Genomic DNA, 21940 nt, shown 5'->3' with positions numbered 1-21940 from the left:
TAAAAAATACTACGGAGAGAGATATGACAAAAACTTTATATTTAGTGCGGCACGGACAAACATATTTTAATTATTATCACAAGGTGCAAGGAAGATGTGATTCTCCATTAAATGAGATGGGAATTCGTCAAGTAGAGATGGCACGTGACTATTTCCCAAAGCATGATGTTCATTTTGACAAGGCTTTTTCATCAACCCAAGAACGTGCCTGTGACACTTTAGAAATTATTACAGATCATAAGATGCCATATAAGCGACTAAAGGACTTGCGTGAAAAATGTTACGGCATTTTTGAAGGTCGAGATGAATTTTTGCTTCCTTGGAACTACAATAATCCCAATGTTGATCCAACTATGGAAAAAGATGAAGATGTTGTGGGTAGAATGCATCGCGCTATTACGCAAATCTTGAAGGGTGTAAATGATGGTGAAACTGCATTAGTTGTTGGTCACGGTGATATTTTAGCTAAATATGTTAGAGATGTTGCCGATCCTAACTTTGCTGGTTTTGCCAATGCTTCTATTGTTAAGTTGTCAGTTGATGGCAAAAATGTTCATTTGGATACTTATGTATGGCCTGCGGAGGGTTTGAAACAAATTTAAATGGCGATAAATTTATATTTAGTACGACATGGACAGACATTATTCAATGCTCAACAAAGAATGCAAGGCAGCTGTGACTCTGCTTTAACTAAGTTAGGTATTAAGCAGGCTGAGGCTTTGCGAGATTATTTTAAGAAAAAGCGAATAGTCTTTGATAAGGCGTATTGTTCAACGCAGGAGCGTGCCAGTGATACGTTAGAGATTATTGCTGGTCCTGAAATGGATTACGAGCGCTTGAAAGATTTAAAAGAGAAAAATTATGGGCCATTTGAGGCTAAGAAAAACTTTTGGTGGCCACTAATGAAGTTTAGATCAGGTTCAATGGAAGATAATCGCGAAGTAGTTGAGCGGATGGAACGCGGAATTAATTTGATTTTGTGGGATGCTAAAGATGGCGAGAATATTTTAATAGTCGGTCACGGCGATAGCATGGGACAATACATTCGTGAAAAGGCGGGTAATCGCAAATTCCATGGCTTTCGTAATGCTGAATGCGTTCAACTGAAGAGCAATGGTCATGAAGTCGAATATGTGAAAAGCTATTGGCCTGCAAAAAAAGTGAAAATTGAACAATTAACTGAAAAATAAAGGGTTCATTTTTCAGCGTTAGCTTATAATTAAGTATGTAAATAATATAAAAACGAGGCAAGAAAAATGGATGAAACACCAATTTTTAAAATTACTAAATTAAATATTGCAGAAAATGATCGCGATGAATATATTCGCAAAGCTGAAAAATATATGCATGATTCTATTCCAGCCGAAGAAGGAACTTTGGTTATCGGTAGTGCTCATGATGATGCTAAGGGCGAAGATAATTACAAGATTGAATTGTTCCGCAATAAGGAAGCAGAAGATGTGCATATTGCATCAATGTCAGCAGTAGATTTCGAAGAAACTGTGGATAGCATTAGCACAGATAAGAAGATTGTCAACTTAAAGCCAGAAGTAATCACAACTCATGCACAAAAGGCTTTGAACAGCTATGCAGATAATTTTGTTATGCGTCTGGTAACTGTCGAAGTTAAAGAGAAAGATGCTGAAAAGTTCTCACATTCAGTTAAGAAGGAAATGACTACCAGTATTGCATCTGAACCAGGCATGGAAATTATGATGTCGGGTACTAACAAAGATGATCCTAACGAATGGTACTTTGTTGAAGTTTATGCAAACAATGAAGCATATGATTCCCATGTTCAAACTCCTCACTATAAGGAATACATTGAGGAAACTGACGGAATGGTTATTAGAAGAGACGTTAAGACTCTTGTACGCGATGCATTGGCAACTCAAGGTGCAATTGTATTAGATTAATTTTGAAAAAGGGATGCTGCCGGGAGGCGGCATTTTTTTGTGGGATAAAATATGACAGAAACAATTATTTTTGCTCACCGGGGATTGCCGGTGAAATTCGCTGAAAATTCATTAGAAGGCTTTCGCTATGCGGCAACGCATGGGGCTGAAGGCGTCGAATTTGATGTGCATTTGACTAAAGACAAGGTGCCTGTGGTAATGCACGATGAAGAAATTGATCGTACTACTGATGGCAGCGGCTATATCAAGGATTATACGTTGAGTGAAATCAGAAAGTTCCATTTAAAAAATGGCGAACCTGTGCCTATGTTGAGAGAACTTTTTGAAGTTTTGCAAGATAAAGACTTGTACATTAACTTAGAATTCAAAACTAATAAGGTTCATGATAAGGGCATTGAAGCTATTGTTTTGGCACTGGCAAAAGAGTATCACTTCGCGCATCCTATTATCTTTTCGTCTTTCAATTATCAGACGTTGAAAAATTGCCAGCGTGTTGATCCACATCAGCAATATTGCTTTTTAACCAAAATTCCGATTCTTTTTCCACAAAGATTCGTTAGAAAAAATCATTTTGCGGCGATTCATCCACATTGGTATTTGCCAAGTAAAATTACTCAGCGCATTTGGACTGTGGATAATCCTAAATTAGCTAAGCGATATTTTAAGCGGGGCGTAGCGGGCATTTTTACTAATAATTTTGAATTGATGAATAGAGTGAAGAGAAAGATGTTTGTTAATACAAAATAGCGGGACGTTAATGACCTGCTATTTTATGTTTGATATAATTTTAAAAACCAAAAATATAATTTAGGTTCTCCGCTTTATTATGGTCGGTATACCCTGGCGTGTTGTCTCCACAACACGCTTTTTTGTTCGGCGTCATTATAGCATGAAAGCCAAAATATTTTCCTGCTAAAATAATCGTCGTATACACAGGTCTTATTTTAGTTAAGAAGATGGAATAATAGATTATTAAAAGATGTTTTTGCTTAATATTCTTAATTCTAGAAGTATAATGAAAAAGATGACTCAGAAGAGGTGATAAAAAATGGCAACAATGAAAGATGTTGCACAAAGAGCAGGAGTAGGAGTTGGTACAGTTTCTCGTGTGATTAATCGTGTTCCAGGAGTTAAGGAAAGTACCTTAATTAAGGTTAATCAAGCGATTAAGGAATTGAATTATATTCCGGATGAGTATGCCCGAGGATTAAAAACTAATTCCTCAAGAACTATAGCTCTTATTTTGCCTTCAGTTTGGTATCCATTTTTCTCAGAATTTGCTTATTACGTAGAAAAAAGATTAGATAAAGAAGACTATAAACTATTATTATGTAATTCTAATGGTATTCCAGCAGAAGAAGCAAAATATATTAAGATGCTTAAGCAAAATAAAATTGATGCAATTATTGCGATTACTTATAGTGATATTGAACAGTATATTTATTCAAATATTCCTTTTATCAGTTTAGATCGTTATTTTGATAAAAAAGTATCTTACGTTACTTCAGATAATTATGAGGGTGGAAAACTAGCAGCTAAAAAATTGTTAGAGCATGGTGCCAGAAACCTTGCCTATGTTGGTAGTCACAGTAAATATCCTAACGGGACTCTGTTAAGAAGAGATGGTTTTAGAGATTATCTTGAGGATATGGGAATTGATTATAAAGAGATTTTTTTACAGGAACCTGTTAATGATTTCACACCTTATATTTTAGAAATGTTAAAAGCTCATCCGGAAATTGATGGGATTTTTTGTCATACAGATTCACTATTATTGAAATTAAGAAAAATCCTTACCCAACATGGATATAAAGTCCCAGAAGATATTCAATTGATAGGGTTTGATGGCATGAATTTATCCTCTGATCTTCCTTTAGGAATTTCCACAATTGCGCAACCTGTTGAACAACTAGCTAATGGTGCAGTTGATTTGGTTTTGCGTAAAATTGCTGATCCTAGTTTGAAAAATGAAGCAAAAATGTATCCGGTAAAATATGTTGATGGAAATACCACAAAATAACTGTTGACAAGTTATGAAAGCGGTATTATTATTTAAGTGTAAATTGAAGCGCTTCCAAAAGGAAATGAAAATAGTTTTGTGCTAATAATTATTTTTTTAAGACAAAATAGAAACGTTTCAATTAATTAGAGTTGTGTTAGAGATAAGAAGCGTTTTATTTTTTTGAATAGAATTGAAACGTTTCAAAGGAGAGAGACTATGAAAAAGTGGAAATTAGGAGTTGCAACAGTTGCCGCTATTGCAGCACTAGGTTTAGCAGGATGTAGCAATAACCAAGGGAGCAGCAATACTAAGAACGTGACAATGTGGGTACACGTTTCAAATACTGACCCTGAAGGTAAGGCTCTTCAAAAAAACATTAATGACTTTAACAAGGAAAACAAACATGGTTATAAAGCCAAGGTTCAATTTATTCCTCGTTCCGGTTCAGGTGGTGGTTATGAAGATAAAGTAAATGCCGCTTTGAACTCCGGAAGTTTACCAGATGTTTTGACTTTGGATGGTCCTAATACTGCTGCTTATGCTCATTCAAAGATTATTCAACCTATTGATAAGTACATTACTAATAAGAGTGATATTTTACCAACAATTATTAAGCAAGGTACTTATAAAGGTAAGTTATATGCAGCTGGTTATTCAGAATCAAGTATTGGTTTCTACTACAATAAGAAGATGTTTAGAGAAGCTGGCATTAAAGATTCAGAGGTCGCTACATTGAAGCATCCATGGACTTGGACTCAATTTGAAAGTATTTGTAAGAGACTTAAGAATCACTTCCATGAACCAGCAATTAATATGAACTTAAACGATCACTCAGAAATGGCTCTTTACTCATTTGCACCATTTGTTTGGTCAGCTGGCGGTAGCATTACTAACCCCGCAGGTACTAAAGCAGTTGGTTACTTTAACTCAAAGCAAACCACTTCAGCATTCCAATTAATTCAAGACATGGTTAAGAATGGTTACACTACTATTTCACCAAAGGATAAAGGCTTTGAAACTGGTAAGTACGCAATGATGATGACTGGTACTTGGGAAGTCCAAACCTTGCAAAATCAATATAAGCATTTGCAATGGGGTGTAATGCCATATCCTGTATCTCCAGCTACTCATAAGGAAGTTTCACCAACTGGTTCATGGCAATACGCAATGTCTTCTGCAGCTAAGAACAAGAAGGCAGCTGGTGCTTTGATTAACTTCTTAATGAGCAAGAAGTGCATGTACCGCAGTGACATGGCTAACACTGTTTTGCCAGCACGTAAGAGTGTATCAAAGATGATGATTCCTAAGGTTAATGCTCAAATGAAATTCTTCATTAAGCAAAACCAAACTACAGGTCACGCTCGTCCAGTCTTAGTAAACTATCCACAAGTAACTAGAACATTTGCTGATACTGTTCAAAACGTAACTTTGTACAAGAAGAATCCTAATGTTCAAAAGGTAATGAACGAACAAGCTAAAGTTATTCAAAAGTACCTTCAGAAATAGAGAAGTAAAGGGGAATCTTTATGTAAGCTAAAGGTATAAAGAGACAGATCGGATGGCTGTACGTTTTCCCAGCAATTCTGATTCTGTTAACGTTTTTAATCATTCCGTTCCTGATGTCATTTAGCTATTCTTTTACGAACTACAACATTTTGACACCATGGGCTAAACAATATGTAGGTTTTACAAATTACATTAATACTTTTAAAGATCCCGTATTTCTACAAAGTTTAAAAAACATTGCACAATTCGTCATCTTTATTATGCCAATTCAGGTTGGTGCAGCTTTAGGATTAGCTTTAATTGTTAATAAAAAGAGACCTGGAAATACATTTTTTAAGATTTCATTCTTTGCACCACAAGTTGTTTCATTAACTGTTGTTTCTATTCTTTGGATGTACATTCTTAATCCAGATCAAGGTTTGTTAAATGGTATTTTAGGTATTTTCCATATTAAACCTCAACCATTTTTGACTTCACCTAAACAAGCTATGTTTGCCATCATTGGGGTATCTGCTTGGCAAGGTGCTGGTTATCAGATGCTAATCTTCTTAGCAGGATTACAAAATATTCCAGATTCACTTTATGAAGCAGCTGAACTGGATGGCGCTAATGGTTGGCAAAGATTTTTACACATCACATTGCCAATGCTTAAACCAACTTCAATCATGATTTTAACGACTACTTTCATCAGTGCATTCAACTTGATGATTCAGCCAATGATCATGACGCAAGGTGGACCACAAAACGCCACAATGACACCAATCTACTACATTTATCGTACTGGTTTTACTGACCGTCAATTAGGTTATGCAAGTGCTATGAGTGTAATCTACGGCATTATCATTATTATCTTTACTATTATTCAAAGAAAGATCACAAACGCCGGAGGTGACGAGAATGCATAAATTTATGACACGTAGAAGGTTTCATATAATTTGGACCACGGTGTTAATTACAATTTTAGCTTTATTCTTCTTGTTCCCATTGGTTTGGATGATCGTTTCTTCAATGAAACCTGAATCTCAAATTTATGCCAACATTAGTAACTTTAAGGCGTTCTTACCTTCAGGCAATATCTCTGATTGGGGTAAAGCTTATGTAAGCATCTTCCATAGATTCCCAGTAATGAGATATATTTTGAACAGTGTATTTTATGCAACAAGTGTAACGGTAGGTTCAATTGTAATAAATGCGCTCGCTGGATATGGTTTTGCTAAATTTAATTTTACAGGACGTAAATTACTTTTCGGTTTATTGATTGCTTTACTGGTTATTCCAGGTACTACGCTTTTGATTCAGCAATTCCAAATTGCTAAAACTATTGGTATTTTGAATACGCCTTTGGCAGTTATTTTGCCAGGTATGTCTAGTCCATTCTATATTTACATGTTTAGAAATGCTTTCGCAGCAATTCCAGATAGTATTACAGAAGCTGCTGAACTAGATGGGGCAAGTAATCTAAGAATTTTCTGGAATATCCTTTTGCCAATGACGCTTCCTACAGTTGCGACAGTTGGAACGTTATCATTCATAGGTAGTTGGAACGACTATGTATGGCCATTAATGGTTTTGACCAATTCTGATCAATTCCCACTACAAGTGGCTATTACGAATATTAACAGCACGAACCCAGTTTACATGAATCAAGTTATGGCTATTTTGACCATTTCTACTGTTCCTTTGGTTTTAGTTTATATCTTCTTCCAAAAGTACCTTACTCAAGGAATGGGTTCTGCAGGTAATGGTGATAAATAATGAAAGAAAATTCTTACTTATATGAAAAAATAAGAAAAATTGATAATGATGAATTGCGACCACTTTTCCATTTCACTGCTCCAGTGGGTTGGATCAATGATCCTAATGGATTGATTCATTATAAGAATTACTATCAACTATATTATCAATATAATCCTTATGCACCTCATTGGGATAACATGCATTGGGGTCATGCTCGTAGCAAAGATGGCCTTCATTGGGAAGACATGCCAATTGCAATGAAGCCTGATCACGAATATGACAAGACTGGCGTATTTTCAGGTTCCGCAATTGAAAAAGACGGTAAGTTATATGTCCTTTACACGGGACATGTGGATGAAAATGATCAAATCACGGAAACTCAATGTGTAGCTGTTTCGGATGATGGTGTTGATTTTAAGAAGTATGAAAATAACCCAGTAATGACGGTAGCAGATTTGCCTGAAGAAACAGACGAAAGCAACTTCCGTGATCCTAAGGTCTTTAAGCACGGCGACAAGTACTATTGTGTAGTTGCCGCTGCACTGGAAAAGCATGGTAGCTTAGTTTTATTTGAATCAGATGATTTACTTCACTGGTCATTTAAATCTGTTCTGCTTCAAGGCGAAGAATATGGAATTATGACTGAATGCCCTGATTACTTTAATCTTAATGGTCAAGATTATTTAGCCTTTAGTGTGATTTTAGGTGATGGCAGAAATAGTGTTGTTTATCTTGCTAAGGGGCATATGGATTGGCAAAACTTTAAGTTTAAGTTAGAAGAACAACATCGTTTAGATGATAGCGATGACTTCTATGCTTCTCAAAGCTTTGTAGATGAAAAAGACAATCGAATTATTATTCCCTGGTTGAGAAGTGCTGATCATGTTAACTATCTTGAAGAATCAGGTCACCTTTGGAATGGAATGATGGGCATTCCAAGAAGATTAACAACAAATGATGGTCAATTAATTCAAAAGCCAATTGGATCAATCAATGATTTATCATTGACTGATAATGAAAAGATTGGTTTGGTCAGTTATAAGTTGACAGAAGAAATCCCTGTTGATGATAGCCTGATATTGAAAGGTGATAACGGTGAAGTTCATATTAACCGTATCAAAGAAGATCAATATGTAATTGAAATTCATTCACCTGTATTTATTAAGACTGTTTCATGGCATCCAGATAATCATCATTTGACAATAGTCATTGATAATTCGAGCTTGGAACTCTTTGGTCAAAGTAAGACTTTAAGTATTGTTACTTTTGTTGCTGGAATAAAACAAGCAATGCTTAAAGAGATAAATTAGCAAGGAAATGAAAAATGACAGAAGTAGATTTAAACCATATTTATAAAAAATATGATGGCAATGACAAGTATTCTGTAAATGACTTTGATTTGCACATCAAGGATAAGGAATTTATCGTTTTTGTCGGTCCTTCAGGTTGTGGTAAATTGACAATTCAGGACTGAAAAAATTTAAATTTTCCCTTGACCTTTTTGCCTGATTCTCCTATACTAATATCTGTTGAGTGATTGAGAGGTTATTCAAATAGAACCAATCAAGTAAAAAGGTTTGAAGATTGGGTTATAGCCAAGTGGTAAGGCAATGGTTTTTGGTACCATCATGCGCTGGTTCGAATCCAGCTAACCCAATAAGTAAGATCAGGTAGTAAGCCTGATCTTTTTTTGTGCCTAAATAAAAACTAACCTTAAAATAATCTTAACTATATTAAAAATAAAAAGTACAGTATAATATTTATCAGGGGAAAAATTAGGATGAGAATTTAATATTATTGCAGAGAGAGTCTGCGTTCTCGACTAGTTTTTCAAGTACAAGTGAAGCTCCAGAGACGTAAGTCCCTGGGGCTTTTTTCATTAAAATGAATTGAGGGAAGTTATATGCGAAAAGATTTCAAAGAAAACCTTTTGAACATATTGAATGGTGTAAGTACTGGCGTAGTGATCGCCTTGGTGCCTGGTGCGTTAGTTAATGAATTGATGAAGAATATCGCACACTCTTGGTCTGATGCACAGAATATTTTGACAATGACATCGTTGATGGGCAGCTTGCTAGCTGTATTTGCGGGATTGTGCGTGTCATATTTGCTTAAGTTCAACTTGATTCAGTTAGGTTCAATTACAGCGGCTGCGATGATTGCAAGTGGCGCATTTCAGGTGAAAAATGGTCAGATTATCTTGTCGGGTTCTGGAGATGTAATTAATATTGCATTGACTATTTTCTTTGCGGCATTCTTGGTGAAGTTTTTGACACCAAAATTGGGCAGTTATACTGTGCTTTTGTTGCCATTGATCGTGGCAGTAGTTGCTGGTGGCGTGGGCCAATTCATGCTTCCTTACACAAAGATGGTAACTGGAGCTGTAGGACAAACAATCGGCACTTTGACTAACTTCCAACCGCTCGTGATGGGCATGCTCATGGGAATTGCCTTTGCAGCATTGATTGTGTCACCAATTTCTTCAGTAGGAATTGCCATGGCAATTGGTGTTGAAGGCATCGCTTCTGGTAGTGCCAACTTGGGTATTACTGCATGTGCATTCACTTTGGCTATTATGAGCAGCAAGGTGAACGGCTTTGGTACGACAATTGCTCACTTCATTGGAACTCCTAAGATTCAGATGGCTAATATGTTGAAAAATCCGCGCTTGTTCTTGCCGGTGATTACATCTGCGGGTATTGCTGGATTAGTTGGTGCAATCTTTGAAATCAGCGGTACAGCTAATTCCGCAGGATTTGGTTCTGCAGGATTGATTGGTCCGATGGCAGCATATCAAGAGATGGCTGGTGGACCGCTTGCAATTGGATTCATTATGTTGTTATTTGTGGGGATGCCAATTTTGTTAGGATTTGCCATGAGATATATCTTCATTCAAAAGTTACAATTTGTTCGTGAAGAGGATCTTGTTATTGAAGATAAGTAAAATGTGTAGACTGATTTTGGGTGAAAGTCAACACTTTGTGGGAAAATTCACAGAATTGTAAAGCTTTGATTTTGTTTTGTAACAGTACGGTAACTACAGCTTAATAGTAGAGAGTTAACCTACTATATGCAATATAAAGGCATGTATCTTTATATTGTGTACTCGTCTAAAAGCCGATTCTTTTGAATCGATAAGGCGTGATGGTATAATATATTCACAAGTGAACAAGAGATATTACTGCTTACTTATATGTATTTTTATACAAAAAAGGAGACCACATTTATGAAAAAGAATAGAAAAATGTTAGGCGTGGCTGCCGCTGCTTTGTTGGCTTTTGCTCCAGTTGTAGCTTCAACTGTGCCTGTTAATGCTGATGTTGCTGTAAATATTGGTTCTGCTGCTGGTACTGCTGTAAATACAACTAATACATCAACTCAAAAACCTGTTAATAAACCTTACTTTACTTACAATAATGAAATTATTGGTGAAGCTAGTCAAAGTAATCCTTTAGGTAACGTGGCTCGTACAACTGTAAGTATCAAAAAAGGTGATAAAGTATCATCTTTAATTGATACAATTTCTAAAGCTGTTTTGTTCCATGAAGCAAATCAAGATGCTGGTCAAAAAATCACTATTAACAAAGATAACTTTATTACTCAATTAAAGGCTAACCATGTATCTGTAAAAACTATTAATGTTGACAAGGATGGCAAGCCAACTAAGAATAATAAAGTTGATAAAAAAGAAAGTAGATACGAAGAGATTGAAAGTGTTCCAAATACTTCATTCAATATTACTTTAAGTGCAAGTGCTAATAATCAAACAGTTTCAGTTCAAATTCCAATTGTTCCTGAAGGTGTAAGTACTCCTGTTGATACCTCACAAAATCCACAGATCAATTGGAGCTTTAATGGTCAAGCACAAAAAGATCAGTCTTTAAATGGACAAGTATTCCAAGTGGCCGTTAACTCTAGCTTTAATCCTTTGAATTTTACTAATAGTAATGGTGAAAGTATTATTATTTCAGCTCAACAAAGTCCAGCTAATACAACGTTTGCAAGTGTTGAAGCAACGTCAAATCCTGTTAATACTTCTGAAGCAGGGCGTTATTATAATGTAACAATAACCGCTACCGGTTATACTGGTAAGAAGACTACCGCTACTTATACTGTATTGATTACTTCCAGCCATAAGCAAACTTTATATGCTAATGGAGCAAGTTCAATTCCAACCTATAACTTCTATGGTAATAATCCTTTGAGTGGTTCAACTACTTTCAAGGATGGTGATCAAGTTTACGTTGCTGATCAAACTAAGACTTATAATAAAGAATCTTATTCACAGGTTTCAACCAAGTCTAAGTCAGATGCTAACTCAAGCAACATTTGGGTAAAGACGTCATCACTTGTAAAACCAGCTGCTACTGAAAAAGGTGAATCTCACGTTGTAATGGTAGCTTCAAAGGCTTACGACAAGAATGGTAACTTCTTGGGTCACATGTATGACACTTACACTAACATTGACATCGTTCCAACTGTTGTAACTATCAACGGCAAGACTTACTACAAGGTAGCCAACAAGGACGAATACGTTCGTGTAACCAATATTACTGGTACTCAACGTAAGTTGCGTCACAATGCTTACATTTACTGGTCATCATACCGTCGTACCCCAGGTACTGGCAAGATGTACAAGGGCCAAACTGTAACCACTTATGGTGCTTCATACAGATTCAAGAATGGTAAGAGATACTACAGAATTGAAGGCTGCAGAAACAACAATAAGCGTTACATCAAGGCTGTAAACTTCTATTAAAAAGTAGAATAATTTAACCGAAGAAAGTCGATGCTAAAGCATCGGCTTTTTTTGTATAAGCGTTATAAAAAGTGTAAGTTATAGATCATTTTTATAATAATACCTTAAATCTTTACATACGAAGTCAGATAACTATCTCTTTTTTACCTAAAGTTCTATCATGATAATTAAGATCATTATACATGGTTCGAAGGAGAGACGGTTATGAACAAAAAAATGAAATTTATTACGGTTGCTGCTACAGCCTTGCTTGCAGTAAGTCCCGTACTTGCTACTGTACCTCAAACAGCACAAGCAGCTTCTAGCCAAGTAGCTAAGAATAGCAAGGGTACAATCACCATTGCTCGTGCTAATGAAGTAATTACCAAAGATCACAATTTTATCAGATATTCTTGGGATAATCCTGATAAAGATGGCTGGGAAATCAAAGCTGGCGTAGTTACTACAATTCCAGGCAAGACAATCAACTTTACCGGCGAGACCATGATGTTCCAAGGTAGACAATATTTAGGTGTCGGCTATGGTGGCTATGTCAACTCTTACACTGTTGCACGCATGAATGGCAACAATACTTTGATGATGGCAAGCAATGCTTATATCTACAATAAGAATGGTAAGAGAATTAAAAACTTCCGTGGCCAAAAGAAGTTGCTTAAGAATCATATTGTGGAGCGGACAGTCAGCGATAAGGAAGGCAAGGGTAAGTTCTATTACACCGTTAATGACACTAACTACACTGTTCCATCTAGAACAATTAAGGGTAAGGTCTACTTTAATTTAGGCGGTGGCGGTTACGTTAAGGCAGTTAACGTAAATCGTGCCAACGCTCAAAATATTTACACTACTGCTCCTATTACCGTTAAGATGATGGGCAATGATAATGTAGTACATCTGTATGGTAAGAAGTACAAGGATACTAAGATCAAGCTTAAGAGTGATCAAAAACTTATTGTGGATAAGTTAGTACACATCAAGTCACTTGATACTTCAGATCCCGCACTTTTCTATCATATTAAAGGTACTAAAAATGATTGGGTAATGGCAGAAGCCATAACCAATGTGAACTTCCAAATGGGCGTCACAGAAGAAAGATAGTCAATGACAATAGAATAAAGAAAGGTCGATGCTGTGCGCATCGGCCTTTTTTAATCTTCGAATGTCTTTAATCATTATTCATTGTTCTTGTAGCAAACCTTGACACCAGTGCCACTCATGCATTTTACCATAGCTTCGTTCAATTGATCCAAAGGATATGCATTAGTAACTAATTGAGTCATATCGATGCCTTCAGCTTGGGTCTCACGCAAGAATTCAGTTGCTTCAACCCAGTCTTCTGGAACATAAGCCCATGAACCAGTAACCTTAGTTTCTGGCATACAAATGTTGAAGTGTGGATTGTATTTAGCTTTACCGTTGTCAACGAAGAAGCCAACTTCACAAATGCCACCGTGGTCGCCTAAGAAGTTCCAAATAGTGCTTGCACCCTTAGTTGAACCAGTGCACTGGAATGCGAAGTTTACGCCTTTGCCGTTAGTCAACTTCTTGACAGCTTCAACAGGATCGCCATCTTGGATGTTAACTGTGGCAGTTGCACCAATCTTTTTAGCCAAAGCCAAACGATCTGGGTTGCCGTCGACAGCAATGATATGACGGATGCCTAAAGTCTTCATTTGAGCGGTAACCATTAAACCGATAGGGCCAACACCTTGTACTAAGACAGTTGAGCCATGCTTGAAAGTGTAGATCTCCTTAGCTTTAGCAACAGCGTGTGATGAAACAGCGGCAGGTTCAATTAAGATTCTCAAATCAAGCGGCATGTCGCTGACATTGAATACGACACTGTTTGGATTGATTACCATGTAGTTTGCTAACCAACCATTGAAGAAGTGCTTTTCACCACCCATTAGGCCGTAAATATCACCACTTGGTGCCGGGCCACATATGATTTTATCGCCGACTTTAAGAGGTTTTCCTGTCCAATCGGTTTTAACGTTCTTACCCATCTTTACGATTTCACCAGTACCTTCGTGTCCTAAGTTTACTGGAATATATTTGAATGGGTCAGCCTTATATTCGAAGACGTCAGTACCACAAATGCCGCAGCCTTCAACCTTAACTAACATTTCATCATCAGTTATTTCTGGAACTGGTAATGTTTTTACTTCAATATTCTTTAATTTGTTTAGAACAGCTACTTTACCATCCATTAGAAAAAACCTCTTTTCACTTGTATCTGTTCGCCTTCATTGTAAGTGCTATTTTTAACTTTGTCAACGGATTTATGAATAATATCATAATTTTTAAGTTAATTAGCTAGTGAAATTTATGCTTCTTAGGATAGGTCATTAATATTGCCAACAAATTCTACTAAAGTTATTATTAATGCAAAAGGCAACTTATTAGGCGAAAATAAGAGATTGCAAAACGTAGTTAAACTGATGTTAGGTAAGAAGGTTACCGGCGATAAGCATTGTGCTTATGCACAAAAACGGATCATTGAGATCAACAATAATGAAGAACTGAGGCAACAAATCATGGACTATGAAACGAAATTGCTTGAGCGAGAGCAGGATACTAGGCGTGAAACCAGACACGAAGATGCTTTGTTAGTAGCTAAGAAGGAAGCTCGAATTGTTTTGGATTATGGTGGTACTTATGAAGAAGCATTAAGCCGAGTTCAACAAGATTATGGCAACGAGCTGAGTGAAGCTGAATTACGTAAAGTTTTACAAGAATTATAATTTGTTGAAAGATAAAGAAGTTGATGCATGAAGCATCGACTTTTTTCATACTAATTCAAAAAAATGAAAAAATACCCTTGTAATTATTCGTGTTTTTCGTTATTATAATTAAGTCAGCTAACGGAGGAGTAGCGAAGTGGCTAAACGCGGCGGTCTGTAAAACCGCTCTCTCTGAGTTCGGCGGTTCGAATCCACCCTCCTCCATTGTTGAACGACAAGTAAAAAGTTCAGCTGGTACTGGGTTATAGCCAAGTGGTAAGGCAATAGTTTTTGGTACTATCATGCGCTGGTTCGAATCCAGCTAACCCAATAGTTCTAATAGAACACCCAACCCGAAGAAGAAGCGTCATTATGACGTTTCTTTTTTTGTGTTAATGCAAATTTTACCCGTAAACACTAAAAAACAAGTACAATAGTACCTGACTTTTCAATAGGAAGGGATATAGAATGCCTAGAATAATTAGAGTTGGTGGCTCAAGCAGCGAGACTAGCTGGCATGAAGTCTTGAAGGACTTACGTGCTGACGATGTTTTGATGCTGGGTCCCGGATTTTATTATCTGCCTCAAGGTCTAACTTTAACAGATATTACCATCAAGGGGACAGGATCTGTACCAGAAGCAACTACAATCTATGGCTATCTTAGCGTGTCAGAAGATAGTCGCTATGTTACTTTAGAAAATCTATGTATTAATACTAATACAGACAATAACTGTCTCTCGGTGCCAGCTGAGACCGATGGTTACTTAACTTTGAGGAATTGTCAGGTTAAGGGATACAATACGGACACCGCCGCGATTGCCATTAATGGGAAGGCAACGATTGAACTGTATTCAACCAAGATAATTGGCGGTTCAGTTTCCATGTATGCCAGTGCCGATTTTCGGCTAGAGATGAATGATTCAGAGATTGATTATCCTTCAGACAAGTTTTGCGCCCTGGCACTTGAAGGTCACGGCACTGCAATTATTAATAATTCGCGCGTTCATGGCAGTATTAATACTTTTGACAAGACCAATGCAGAGTTAGATCTTAATAATTCTGAAGTTGATTATGTTTTATTGCATGGTCAGACTTGGATGAATATGCTTAATACGACAGTGAAGGCCAAGGATGACGCCTGCCTCTATCTCAGTGATGACAGCTGGAGCAATATTGTTCATTGCAAATTTAATGGTGGCATTTATATTGATAAAAAGACGCATACGATTATTCAAAATTCTGTCATTAATCGCATGGTCGTGATTAATGAGGCTAAGGTAACAATGAATAACTCCGTAGTGATTGCTCACGCTGATTTTCAAGATACGGCTGATTGTGAGGCTACTCGTGTAACTTTCATGGGCAACATGGATTACGAGTACTTTTTAGCCTTAAATGGTGCGGTCAGGTTAAAGGGGCACGATCTTGTTTTACATCCCAACGGCGCCGAACTTGCTGTTCAAGACGATGCCAAGTTGAACGCCAACATTTTGCCAGATCATAAGAATGATAATTTGAATGTGGAATGCGATAAAAGACCGAATGTGTATATTTTAGGGATGCACTGGACCGCTAAGAAAAAATAATCTGCTAAAATCCTAATTCCATATTAAATGCAATCTAGACCAATTTATTTTATAATAAAACTAAGCATTAGACTTTGGAGGTAGGACCATGGAAGAACCGATGTATATCAAGATCCATAATCAAATTAAGCGTGATATTGAAAACCACGTTTATCGGGTAGGAGATCGTATTCCAGCTGAACGGCAGCTGTCTGTAAAGTTTGGCGTGTCGAGAATGACTCTGCGCCAGGCAATTAAGACATTGGAAGAAGAAGGAATATTAGAGCGACGCCTAGGCAGCGGTACTTATGTTGCCAGCCAGAAGGTACAAGAAAGAATGTCGGGGATCATGTCCTTTACCGAGATTACCAAGGCCAATGGTCAGGTCCCATCTAGCAAGTTGATTTCTTATCAAATTGGCAATCCATCTTTATCTGAAAAAGAGCGCTTATCATTGAAAAAAGGTGAAAACGTATTGCGGATGGAAAGAATCCGTTATGCCGATAGCACGCCAATCTGTTACGAAGTGGTTACTGTCCCCTATTGTTTGGTAAAGAATTTTACCAAGGAAGATGTTTCTACTCATCTATATGAAACGCTAGAAAAGCGTGGCGGCTTTGATATCGGTAGAGTAACCGAGCATATCTCAGCATCCATTGCCAATGAACAGGATGCACGCTTATTGAAGGCGAGAAAAGGTGAAGCTCTTATTACAAGACGACAGGTAACAGAACTTGCTAATGGTCAGCCTTTTGAATATACGCGTGCGCGCTACGTGGCTGAACGCTTCGAATTTACTTTTTCAAAATAAAAAGACTCCAACTATGATGAAAAGTTGGAGTTTTTTGATTATTTCAGATCTTCCTTGATCTTAGTAGTTGAAATGCCGGGCGTTCTTGGCAGGTAAATTACATCGCAATATGGTTTAAGAAAATCAAACTTGCCTTTCCAATCATCTCCCATTACGAAGGTGTCGACGTCGTATTTTTTTACGTCGTCGATTTTTTGATCCCAATCTTTTTCAGGAATCACTTGGTCGACATAGCGAATAGCTTCTAGGATATATTTTCGTTCAGGATAAGTATTGTAGGCTTCCTTGTGCTTCTTGAACTCGTTGAATTCGTCGGTGGATAGCCCCACGATTAGATAATCGCCTAATTCTTTAGCTCTCTTAAGCAGGCGCACGTGGCCGTAATGAAGCAGGTCAAAGGTGCCATAAGTAATTACTTTTTTCATAATATCTCCTTTTTCTTCAAATAATCTTACCATATTTGAAGAAAAGCTAAAACTTACGCTTCATTTTTATGCTTGCCTTTTGAAATGGTAAAATAGAAACTAGATTAGAAGACGCATGAGGTGTGGAAAAATGGATAAGGTTAATGTGCTAGGCGTTAATTTTGATAATAAGACTTTTAATCAATTTCAAAATGAATTTATTGAACGATTAAACAATCATCTATCGACTTTTGTAGTGACGGCTAATCCGGAAATTGTGATGGCTGCTAATGAAAATCCAGAATTTATGAAAATTCTTAAACAGGATACGGACTATATTACTGCTGATGGCATTGGTATTGTGAAGGCAGCTAAGATGCTAGGCAAGCCACTTCCTGAGCGAGTTACAGGCTATGATCTGTTTACCTGGCTAATGAGCGTAGCCAATGATCGCGGCAGTCGCGTTTACTTAATTGGAGCCAAGCCGCAAGTGATTCATGCCGTTCAAGCTAAGGTGGCTAAGGAATATCCGAATATCAACCTAGTTGGTGCTGATGATGGTTACTTTAAGACAGATCTAGAGCTGGTAGCAAGACGCATTCAGAAAGCTCAACCAGATATGGTTTTTGCGGCTTTAGGTTTTCCCAAGCAGGAAAAATTACTGGCAATTTTGCGTAGAAATGAGACGCCGGCTCTGATGATGGGCGTCGGTGGCAGTTTTGACGTCTTTTCCGGTATAGTTAAGCGAGCACCAGAGGCTTTTCAAAAGACGCATTTGGAATGGTTTTATCGGTTGATAACTAATCCATCACGATTTAGACGAATGTTAGTGTTACCACAATTTGTGGTACGTGTTGAGCAATCGAAGAGAGGGAAGAAATAATTTAATGAAGGTTTTGCATGTAAATGCTGGTCTTGAAAATGGCGGTGGTTTGTCGCACATTGTCAACTTGTTGACAGAGGCAAAAATTGAACATAAAGATTTTGACTTGCTAACTTTGGCCGAAGGACCAGTGGCTGAAGCAGCTCGGCGAGAGGGAATTAATACTTCTGTCTTGGGAGCAAGCAGTCGTTATGACTTAGCCAGTTTGAAGAGACTGACTAAGTTTATTAATGATGGACATTATGATATTGTGCATACTCACGGAGCACGGGCTAATTTGTTTTTATCTTTGATTCACAAAAAAATCCACGCTACATGGTGCATCACGGTTCATTCTAATCCTTATTTAGACTTTGCTGGGCGCGGTTTACTAGGCAAAATTTTTACTAAATTAAATATTCGTGCTCTAAGAAAGGCCGATTGTATCTTTGCCGTAACTGAGCATTTTGCTAATTTATTAATAAATAAAGCACATGTGGATAAAACTAAAGTGCATGTGATCTATAATGGCATTTTTTTCCACAGCGATAGCGAAATCCCAGCCAAGTATGAACATACATACTTTAATATTGTGAATGTGGCACGTACCGAGAAAGTTAAAGGGCAAGATCTGTTATTAAAGGCGGTTAAGCAGTTAGATGATCAACATATTCGTTTGCATATTGCGGGTGATGGCAGTCAGCTGGAGCCGCTAAAGGCCCTAATGCGCGAGCTGGACATGGCCCCACAAGTAACTTTTCATGGTTTTATGACGCATCATCAATTAAGCGGCTTATACAAAAGAATTGATTTAGCCGTGCTTACTTCTTATTCGGAGAGTTTCCCACTGGTTTTGCTGGAAGCAGCAGATAATTTAATCCCTATTTTATCCACAAATATTGGCGATATCAGTAAGATGATTCCTAGTCTAGACTATGGCTTTATTGCTAAGGTAGGAGATGTGGATTCAATCGCAGAGGCGATCAAGGCAGCTGTGAATAAGTCTCCTAAAGATTTGCGAGCTATGGCAGAACGCGAGAAACGCTATGCCGAGGAACATTTTTCTGTCAAAAATCAGCTAGCTTCAATTGAAAAAGTTTATGACACTTTAGTGTAAATCGTTTGATAAAGATGATTTCAAAAATAGCAATACAATAATAATGGCTGTATAATTAAAACTAAATTGATAATTTTTAATTACAGAAAGGGAAACAATGTTTTACCCAGAATTAGACAAAGACGATTCACTCGCTTTGCACACTGATTTATATGAAATCAACATGATGTACACCTATTTCAAGAAGGGGATTGCTGATCGCAACGCTGTGTTTGAAACGTTTTACCGCCAAGAGCCATTTGGCAATGGTTATGCCGTATATGCGGGCTTGGAGCACGTCATTAGATATTTAAAGAATTTAAAATTTAAAGAAAGCGACCTGCAATATCTGAAAGAGCAGGAAGGCTACGATGATGACTTTATAGACTATTTGCGCAATTTAAAACTAAAATTAACTATTTGCTCAATGAAGGAAGGGGAGTTGGTCTTTGCCAATGAACCAATTCTGCAAGTTGAAGGGCCACTAGCTCAATGTCAATTAGTAGAAACCGCAATTTTGAACATTATTAACTTCCAAACTTTGCTGGCTACTAAGGCTGCTCGAATCAAGTTAGCCGTTCAAGATGATAGTCTAATGGAATTTGGCTCCCGTCGTGCACAAGAAACGGATGCTGCTATCTGGGGTGCCCGGGGTGCTTATATTGGTGGCTTTGATTCGACTAGTAATGTTCGTGCTGGGAAGCTATTTGGCATTCCAATTTCTGGTACGCATGCGCATGCTCTAGTTGAAGCTTTTGGTAGCGAATATGAAGCCTTTAAGGCATATGCGGAAACTCACAAGGACTGCGTCTTTTTAGTTGATACCTATGATACCGTTCGTAGCGGCGTGCCTAACGCAATCAGAGTAGCTAATGAGATGGGCGACAAGATTAATTTCTTAGGCGTGCGGATCGACTCTGGCGATATGGCCTATATGTCTAAGCAGGTTCGCAAAGAACTAGACGATGCTGGTTATCCTAATGCTAAGATTTTTGCTTCTAATGACTTGGATGAAAACACGATCACTAACTTGAAGATGCAGGGTGCTAAGATTGATGTCTGGGGCATTGGGACCAAGTATATTACTGCTTATGACCAGCCAGCTTTGGGAGCCGTCTACAAGCTAGTCGCAATGGAAGATGAAGTTCATGCCATGCGTGATACCTTGAAGATCTCTTCTAATGCCATTAAGGTTTCAACTCCAGGCAAGAAGCAAGTATGGCGGATTAGCGCGAACACCGCTAAGAAGAATGAAGGCGATTGGGTATCTCGCTATAATGAAGATCCACGTAAGTTTGATGCCTTGTTCATGTTCCACCCACAATATACCTATATTAATAAGGTGGTTACGAATTACACTGCGATTCCGCTTTTACACGATATTTTTAAGGATGGTAAATTGGTTTACCAACAGCCAAGTTTGGACGAGATTAAAAAGTTTTGTGTCCAAAATCTTGATGGCTTGTGGGATGAATATAAGCGTAGCTTGAATCCACAAGAATACCCGGTTGATTTGTCCCAAAACTTGTATGAAAGCAAGATGGATCTGATTCAAGATATTCGTCGTAAGATTAGAGAAAGAAGCATTGGTCGATGAGAGAATTACAAAGAGAAATTATTGCCTATGAACATGTTTTGCCAGAAATTGATCCTAAGAAGGAAATCAGACGTTCAATTGATTTCTTAAAGGATTATTTGAAGGCTAACCCATTTTTGAAGTCTTATGTTTTGGGTATTTCTGGTGGTCAAGATTCAACTTTGACTGGAAAATTATGTCAAATGGCCATTGAAGAAATGCGCAAAGAAACTAGCGATGATTCCTACCAATTTATCGCTGTTCGTTTGCCGTATGGCGTCCAAGCCGATGCGGATGATGCGGCCGATGCAGTTAAATTTCAACATCCTGATCAAGATTTAATTGTGAACATCAAAGAACCAGTTGACGCAATGGTTAAGGCAGTTGAAGCTACTGGTCAAAAGATTGCCGATTTTAACAAGGGCAACATCAAGGCCCGTGAAAGAATGGTGGTTCAATACGCTATTGCTGGTGCTAACAAGGGTGCCGTTGTCGGTACTGACCACGCTGCCGAAAACTTCAGTGGTTTTTACACTAAGTTTGGCGATGGTGCCGCTGACCTGACGCCACTATTCCGCTTAGATAAGCGTCAAGGTAAAGCCTTGCTTAAAGAATTAGGTTGTCCTAAGCACCTTTATGAAAAAGCTCCAACTGCTGACTTGGAAGAAGAAAAGCCAGATTTGCCAGATGAAGTTGCATTGGGTGTAACTTATCAAGAGATCGACGACTACCTTGAAGGCAAAGAAGTGTCCGACAAGGCAGCTGAACAAATTGAAAAATTATGGAATAAGAGCAAACACAAGCGCCACTTGCCTGTAACCGTATTTGACGATTTTTACAAAAAGTAATTATTCGCTAAAACTTGTTAATGGGTGAAAACTTTCTTATAATGAACTTATTCATAAGGGAGTAACGGCAATTTGCTTGCGATAAATCCAACAGCCGAAGATTTTACACTTCTGGATTTATCTTAATTTGTGAGACT

21 protein-coding genes, 3 tRNA genes and 1 pseudogene are annotated in these 21940 nt (G+C 37.7%); 23 read left to right on the top strand and 2 right to left on the bottom strand.

All coding sequences use genetic code 11. From position 1 onward, the window contains the following. The first annotated feature begins 23 nt into the window (after positions 1-23). The 14 genes and pseudogenes from ICI50_RS08325 (at position 24) to ICI50_RS08265 (ending at position 13015) form a co-directional block, all read left to right on the top strand. Positions 24-602 (top strand): histidine phosphatase family protein, encoded by a 579-nt coding sequence (locus ICI50_RS08325; protein ID WP_054640370.1) that lies wholly within the window; start codon positions 24-26, stop codon positions 600-602. Then, the gene (locus ICI50_RS10860; protein WP_025084122.1) at positions 603-1190 is read left to right on the top strand and encodes a histidine phosphatase family protein; all 588 of its coding nucleotides are present in this window, start codon (positions 603-605) and stop codon (positions 1188-1190) included. 66 nt (positions 1191-1256) lie between these two features. Further along, positions 1257-1916 (top strand): putative quinol monooxygenase, encoded by a 660-nt coding sequence (locus ICI50_RS10855; protein ID WP_013854629.1) that lies wholly within the window; start codon positions 1257-1259, stop codon positions 1914-1916. 51 nt (positions 1917-1967) lie between these two features. Next, a complete protein-coding gene (locus ICI50_RS08315; RefSeq protein ID WP_013854628.1) occupies positions 1968-2663 on the top strand; it encodes a glycerophosphodiester phosphodiesterase family protein in 696 nt (231 codons plus the stop codon). A 301-nt stretch (positions 2664-2964) separates the two neighbouring features. Continuing rightward, a complete protein-coding gene (locus ICI50_RS08310; protein WP_013854627.1) occupies positions 2965-3936 on the top strand; it encodes a LacI family DNA-binding transcriptional regulator in 972 nt (323 codons plus the stop codon). A gap of 198 nt (positions 3937-4134) precedes the next feature. Next, positions 4135-5424, top strand: a complete 1290-nt coding sequence (locus ICI50_RS08305; protein WP_188891501.1) for an ABC transporter substrate-binding protein — start codon at positions 4135-4137, stop codon at positions 5422-5424. A gap of 149 nt (positions 5425-5573) precedes the next feature. Continuing rightward, positions 5574-6329, top strand: a complete 756-nt coding sequence (locus ICI50_RS08300; protein WP_425324907.1) for a carbohydrate ABC transporter permease — start codon at positions 5574-5576, stop codon at positions 6327-6329. Next, positions 6322-7179 carry a carbohydrate ABC transporter permease gene (locus ICI50_RS08295; RefSeq protein ID WP_013085936.1) on the top strand — a complete coding sequence of 286 codons (858 nt, stop codon included), beginning with the start codon at positions 6322-6324 and terminating at the stop codon, positions 7177-7179. Before ICI50_RS08300 ends, ICI50_RS08295 begins: the two co-directional genes overlap by 8 nt. Continuing rightward, the gene (locus ICI50_RS08290) at positions 7179-8471 is read left to right on the top strand and encodes a glycoside hydrolase family 32 protein (protein ID WP_188891499.1); all 1293 of its coding nucleotides are present in this window, start codon (positions 7179-7181) and stop codon (positions 8469-8471) included. The genes ICI50_RS08295 and ICI50_RS08290 overlap by 1 nt, the downstream gene beginning before the upstream one ends. A 14-nt stretch (positions 8472-8485) precedes the next feature. Next, positions 8486-8623, top strand: a pseudogene (locus tag ICI50_RS08285) (sugar ABC transporter ATP-binding protein); the annotation flags it as partial. Positions 8624-8746: 123 nt separating this feature from the next. Beyond that, a tRNA-Gln gene (locus ICI50_RS08280) sits at positions 8747-8818 on the top strand. A 246-nt stretch (positions 8819-9064) separates the two neighbouring features. After that, positions 9065-10105, top strand: coding sequence for a PTS sugar transporter subunit IIC (locus tag ICI50_RS08275; protein WP_188891497.1), 1041 nt, complete (start codon positions 9065-9067; stop codon positions 10103-10105). 282 nt (positions 10106-10387) lie between these two features. Further along, on the top strand, positions 10388-11920 hold the full coding sequence (locus ICI50_RS08270) for an SLAP domain-containing protein (protein WP_095342130.1): 1533 nt from the start codon (positions 10388-10390) through the stop codon (positions 11918-11920). Positions 11921-12124: 204 nt separating this feature from the next. After that, a complete protein-coding gene (locus ICI50_RS08265; RefSeq protein ID WP_188891495.1) occupies positions 12125-13015 on the top strand; it encodes an SLAP domain-containing protein in 891 nt (296 codons plus the stop codon). Positions 13016-13089: 74 nt separating this feature from the next. On the opposite strand, the gene ICI50_RS08260 is transcribed toward ICI50_RS08265, so the two are convergent. Continuing rightward, the gene (locus ICI50_RS08260) at positions 13090-14127 is read right to left on the bottom strand and encodes a zinc-dependent alcohol dehydrogenase (protein ID WP_188891493.1); all 1038 of its coding nucleotides are present in this window, start codon (positions 14125-14127) and stop codon (positions 13090-13092) included. Positions 14128-14271: 144 nt separating this feature from the next. Here ICI50_RS08260 and ICI50_RS08255 point away from each other — a divergent pair, with 144 nt between their 5' ends. From ICI50_RS08255 to ICI50_RS08235, 5 genes are all read left to right on the top strand, one after another. Then, positions 14272-14661, top strand: coding sequence for a hypothetical protein (locus ICI50_RS08255; RefSeq protein ID WP_095342128.1), 390 nt, complete (start codon positions 14272-14274; stop codon positions 14659-14661). A gap of 122 nt (positions 14662-14783) precedes the next feature. Further along, positions 14784-14865 (top strand) — tRNA-Tyr (locus ICI50_RS08250). 34 nt (positions 14866-14899) lie between these two features. After that, positions 14900-14971 (top strand) — tRNA-Gln (locus ICI50_RS08245). Positions 14972-15108: 137 nt separating this feature from the next. Beyond that, positions 15109-16227, top strand: a complete 1119-nt coding sequence (locus ICI50_RS08240; RefSeq protein WP_013854622.1) for a hypothetical protein — start codon at positions 15109-15111, stop codon at positions 16225-16227. Between the two features lie 88 nt (positions 16228-16315). After that, a complete protein-coding gene (locus tag ICI50_RS08235; RefSeq protein ID WP_188891491.1) occupies positions 16316-17017 on the top strand; it encodes a GntR family transcriptional regulator in 702 nt (233 codons plus the stop codon). A 38-nt stretch (positions 17018-17055) separates the two neighbouring features. Here the strand turns inward: ICI50_RS08235 and tagD are convergent, their stop codons facing one another. Continuing rightward, positions 17056-17442 (bottom strand): glycerol-3-phosphate cytidylyltransferase, encoded by a 387-nt coding sequence (tagD, locus tag ICI50_RS08230; RefSeq protein WP_013854620.1) that lies wholly within the window; start codon positions 17440-17442, stop codon positions 17056-17058. A gap of 130 nt (positions 17443-17572) precedes the next feature. On the opposite strand from tagD, the gene ICI50_RS08225 reads away from it, so the two are divergent. The 4 genes from ICI50_RS08225 to nadE all read left to right on the top strand — a co-directional run bounded on the left by ICI50_RS08225 (position 17573) and on the right by nadE (position 21803). After that, positions 17573-18304 carry a WecB/TagA/CpsF family glycosyltransferase gene (locus tag ICI50_RS08225; RefSeq protein WP_013854619.1) on the top strand — a complete coding sequence of 244 codons (732 nt, stop codon included), beginning with the start codon at positions 17573-17575 and terminating at the stop codon, positions 18302-18304. 4 nt (positions 18305-18308) lie between these two features. Next, positions 18309-19400, top strand: coding sequence for a glycosyltransferase family 4 protein (locus ICI50_RS08220; RefSeq protein WP_013854618.1), 1092 nt, complete (start codon positions 18309-18311; stop codon positions 19398-19400). Positions 19401-19497: 97 nt separating this feature from the next. Next, entirely contained in the window at positions 19498-20976 is a 1479-nt protein-coding gene (locus ICI50_RS08215) for a nicotinate phosphoribosyltransferase (RefSeq protein ID WP_188891489.1), read from the top strand. Then, complete coding sequence (gene nadE, locus ICI50_RS08210; RefSeq protein WP_013854617.1) at positions 20973-21803, top strand: ammonia-dependent NAD(+) synthetase; 831 nt, start codon at positions 20973-20975, stop codon at positions 21801-21803. Before ICI50_RS08215 ends, nadE begins: the two co-directional genes overlap by 4 nt. Positions 21804-21940: the final 137 nt, after the last annotated feature.

Source organism: Lactobacillus kefiranofaciens (assembly GCF_014656585.1).
Taxonomy (GTDB): domain Bacteria; phylum Bacillota; class Bacilli; order Lactobacillales; family Lactobacillaceae; genus Lactobacillus; species Lactobacillus kefiranofaciens.
This window is presented reverse-complemented; position numbering and strand designations above follow the sequence as displayed.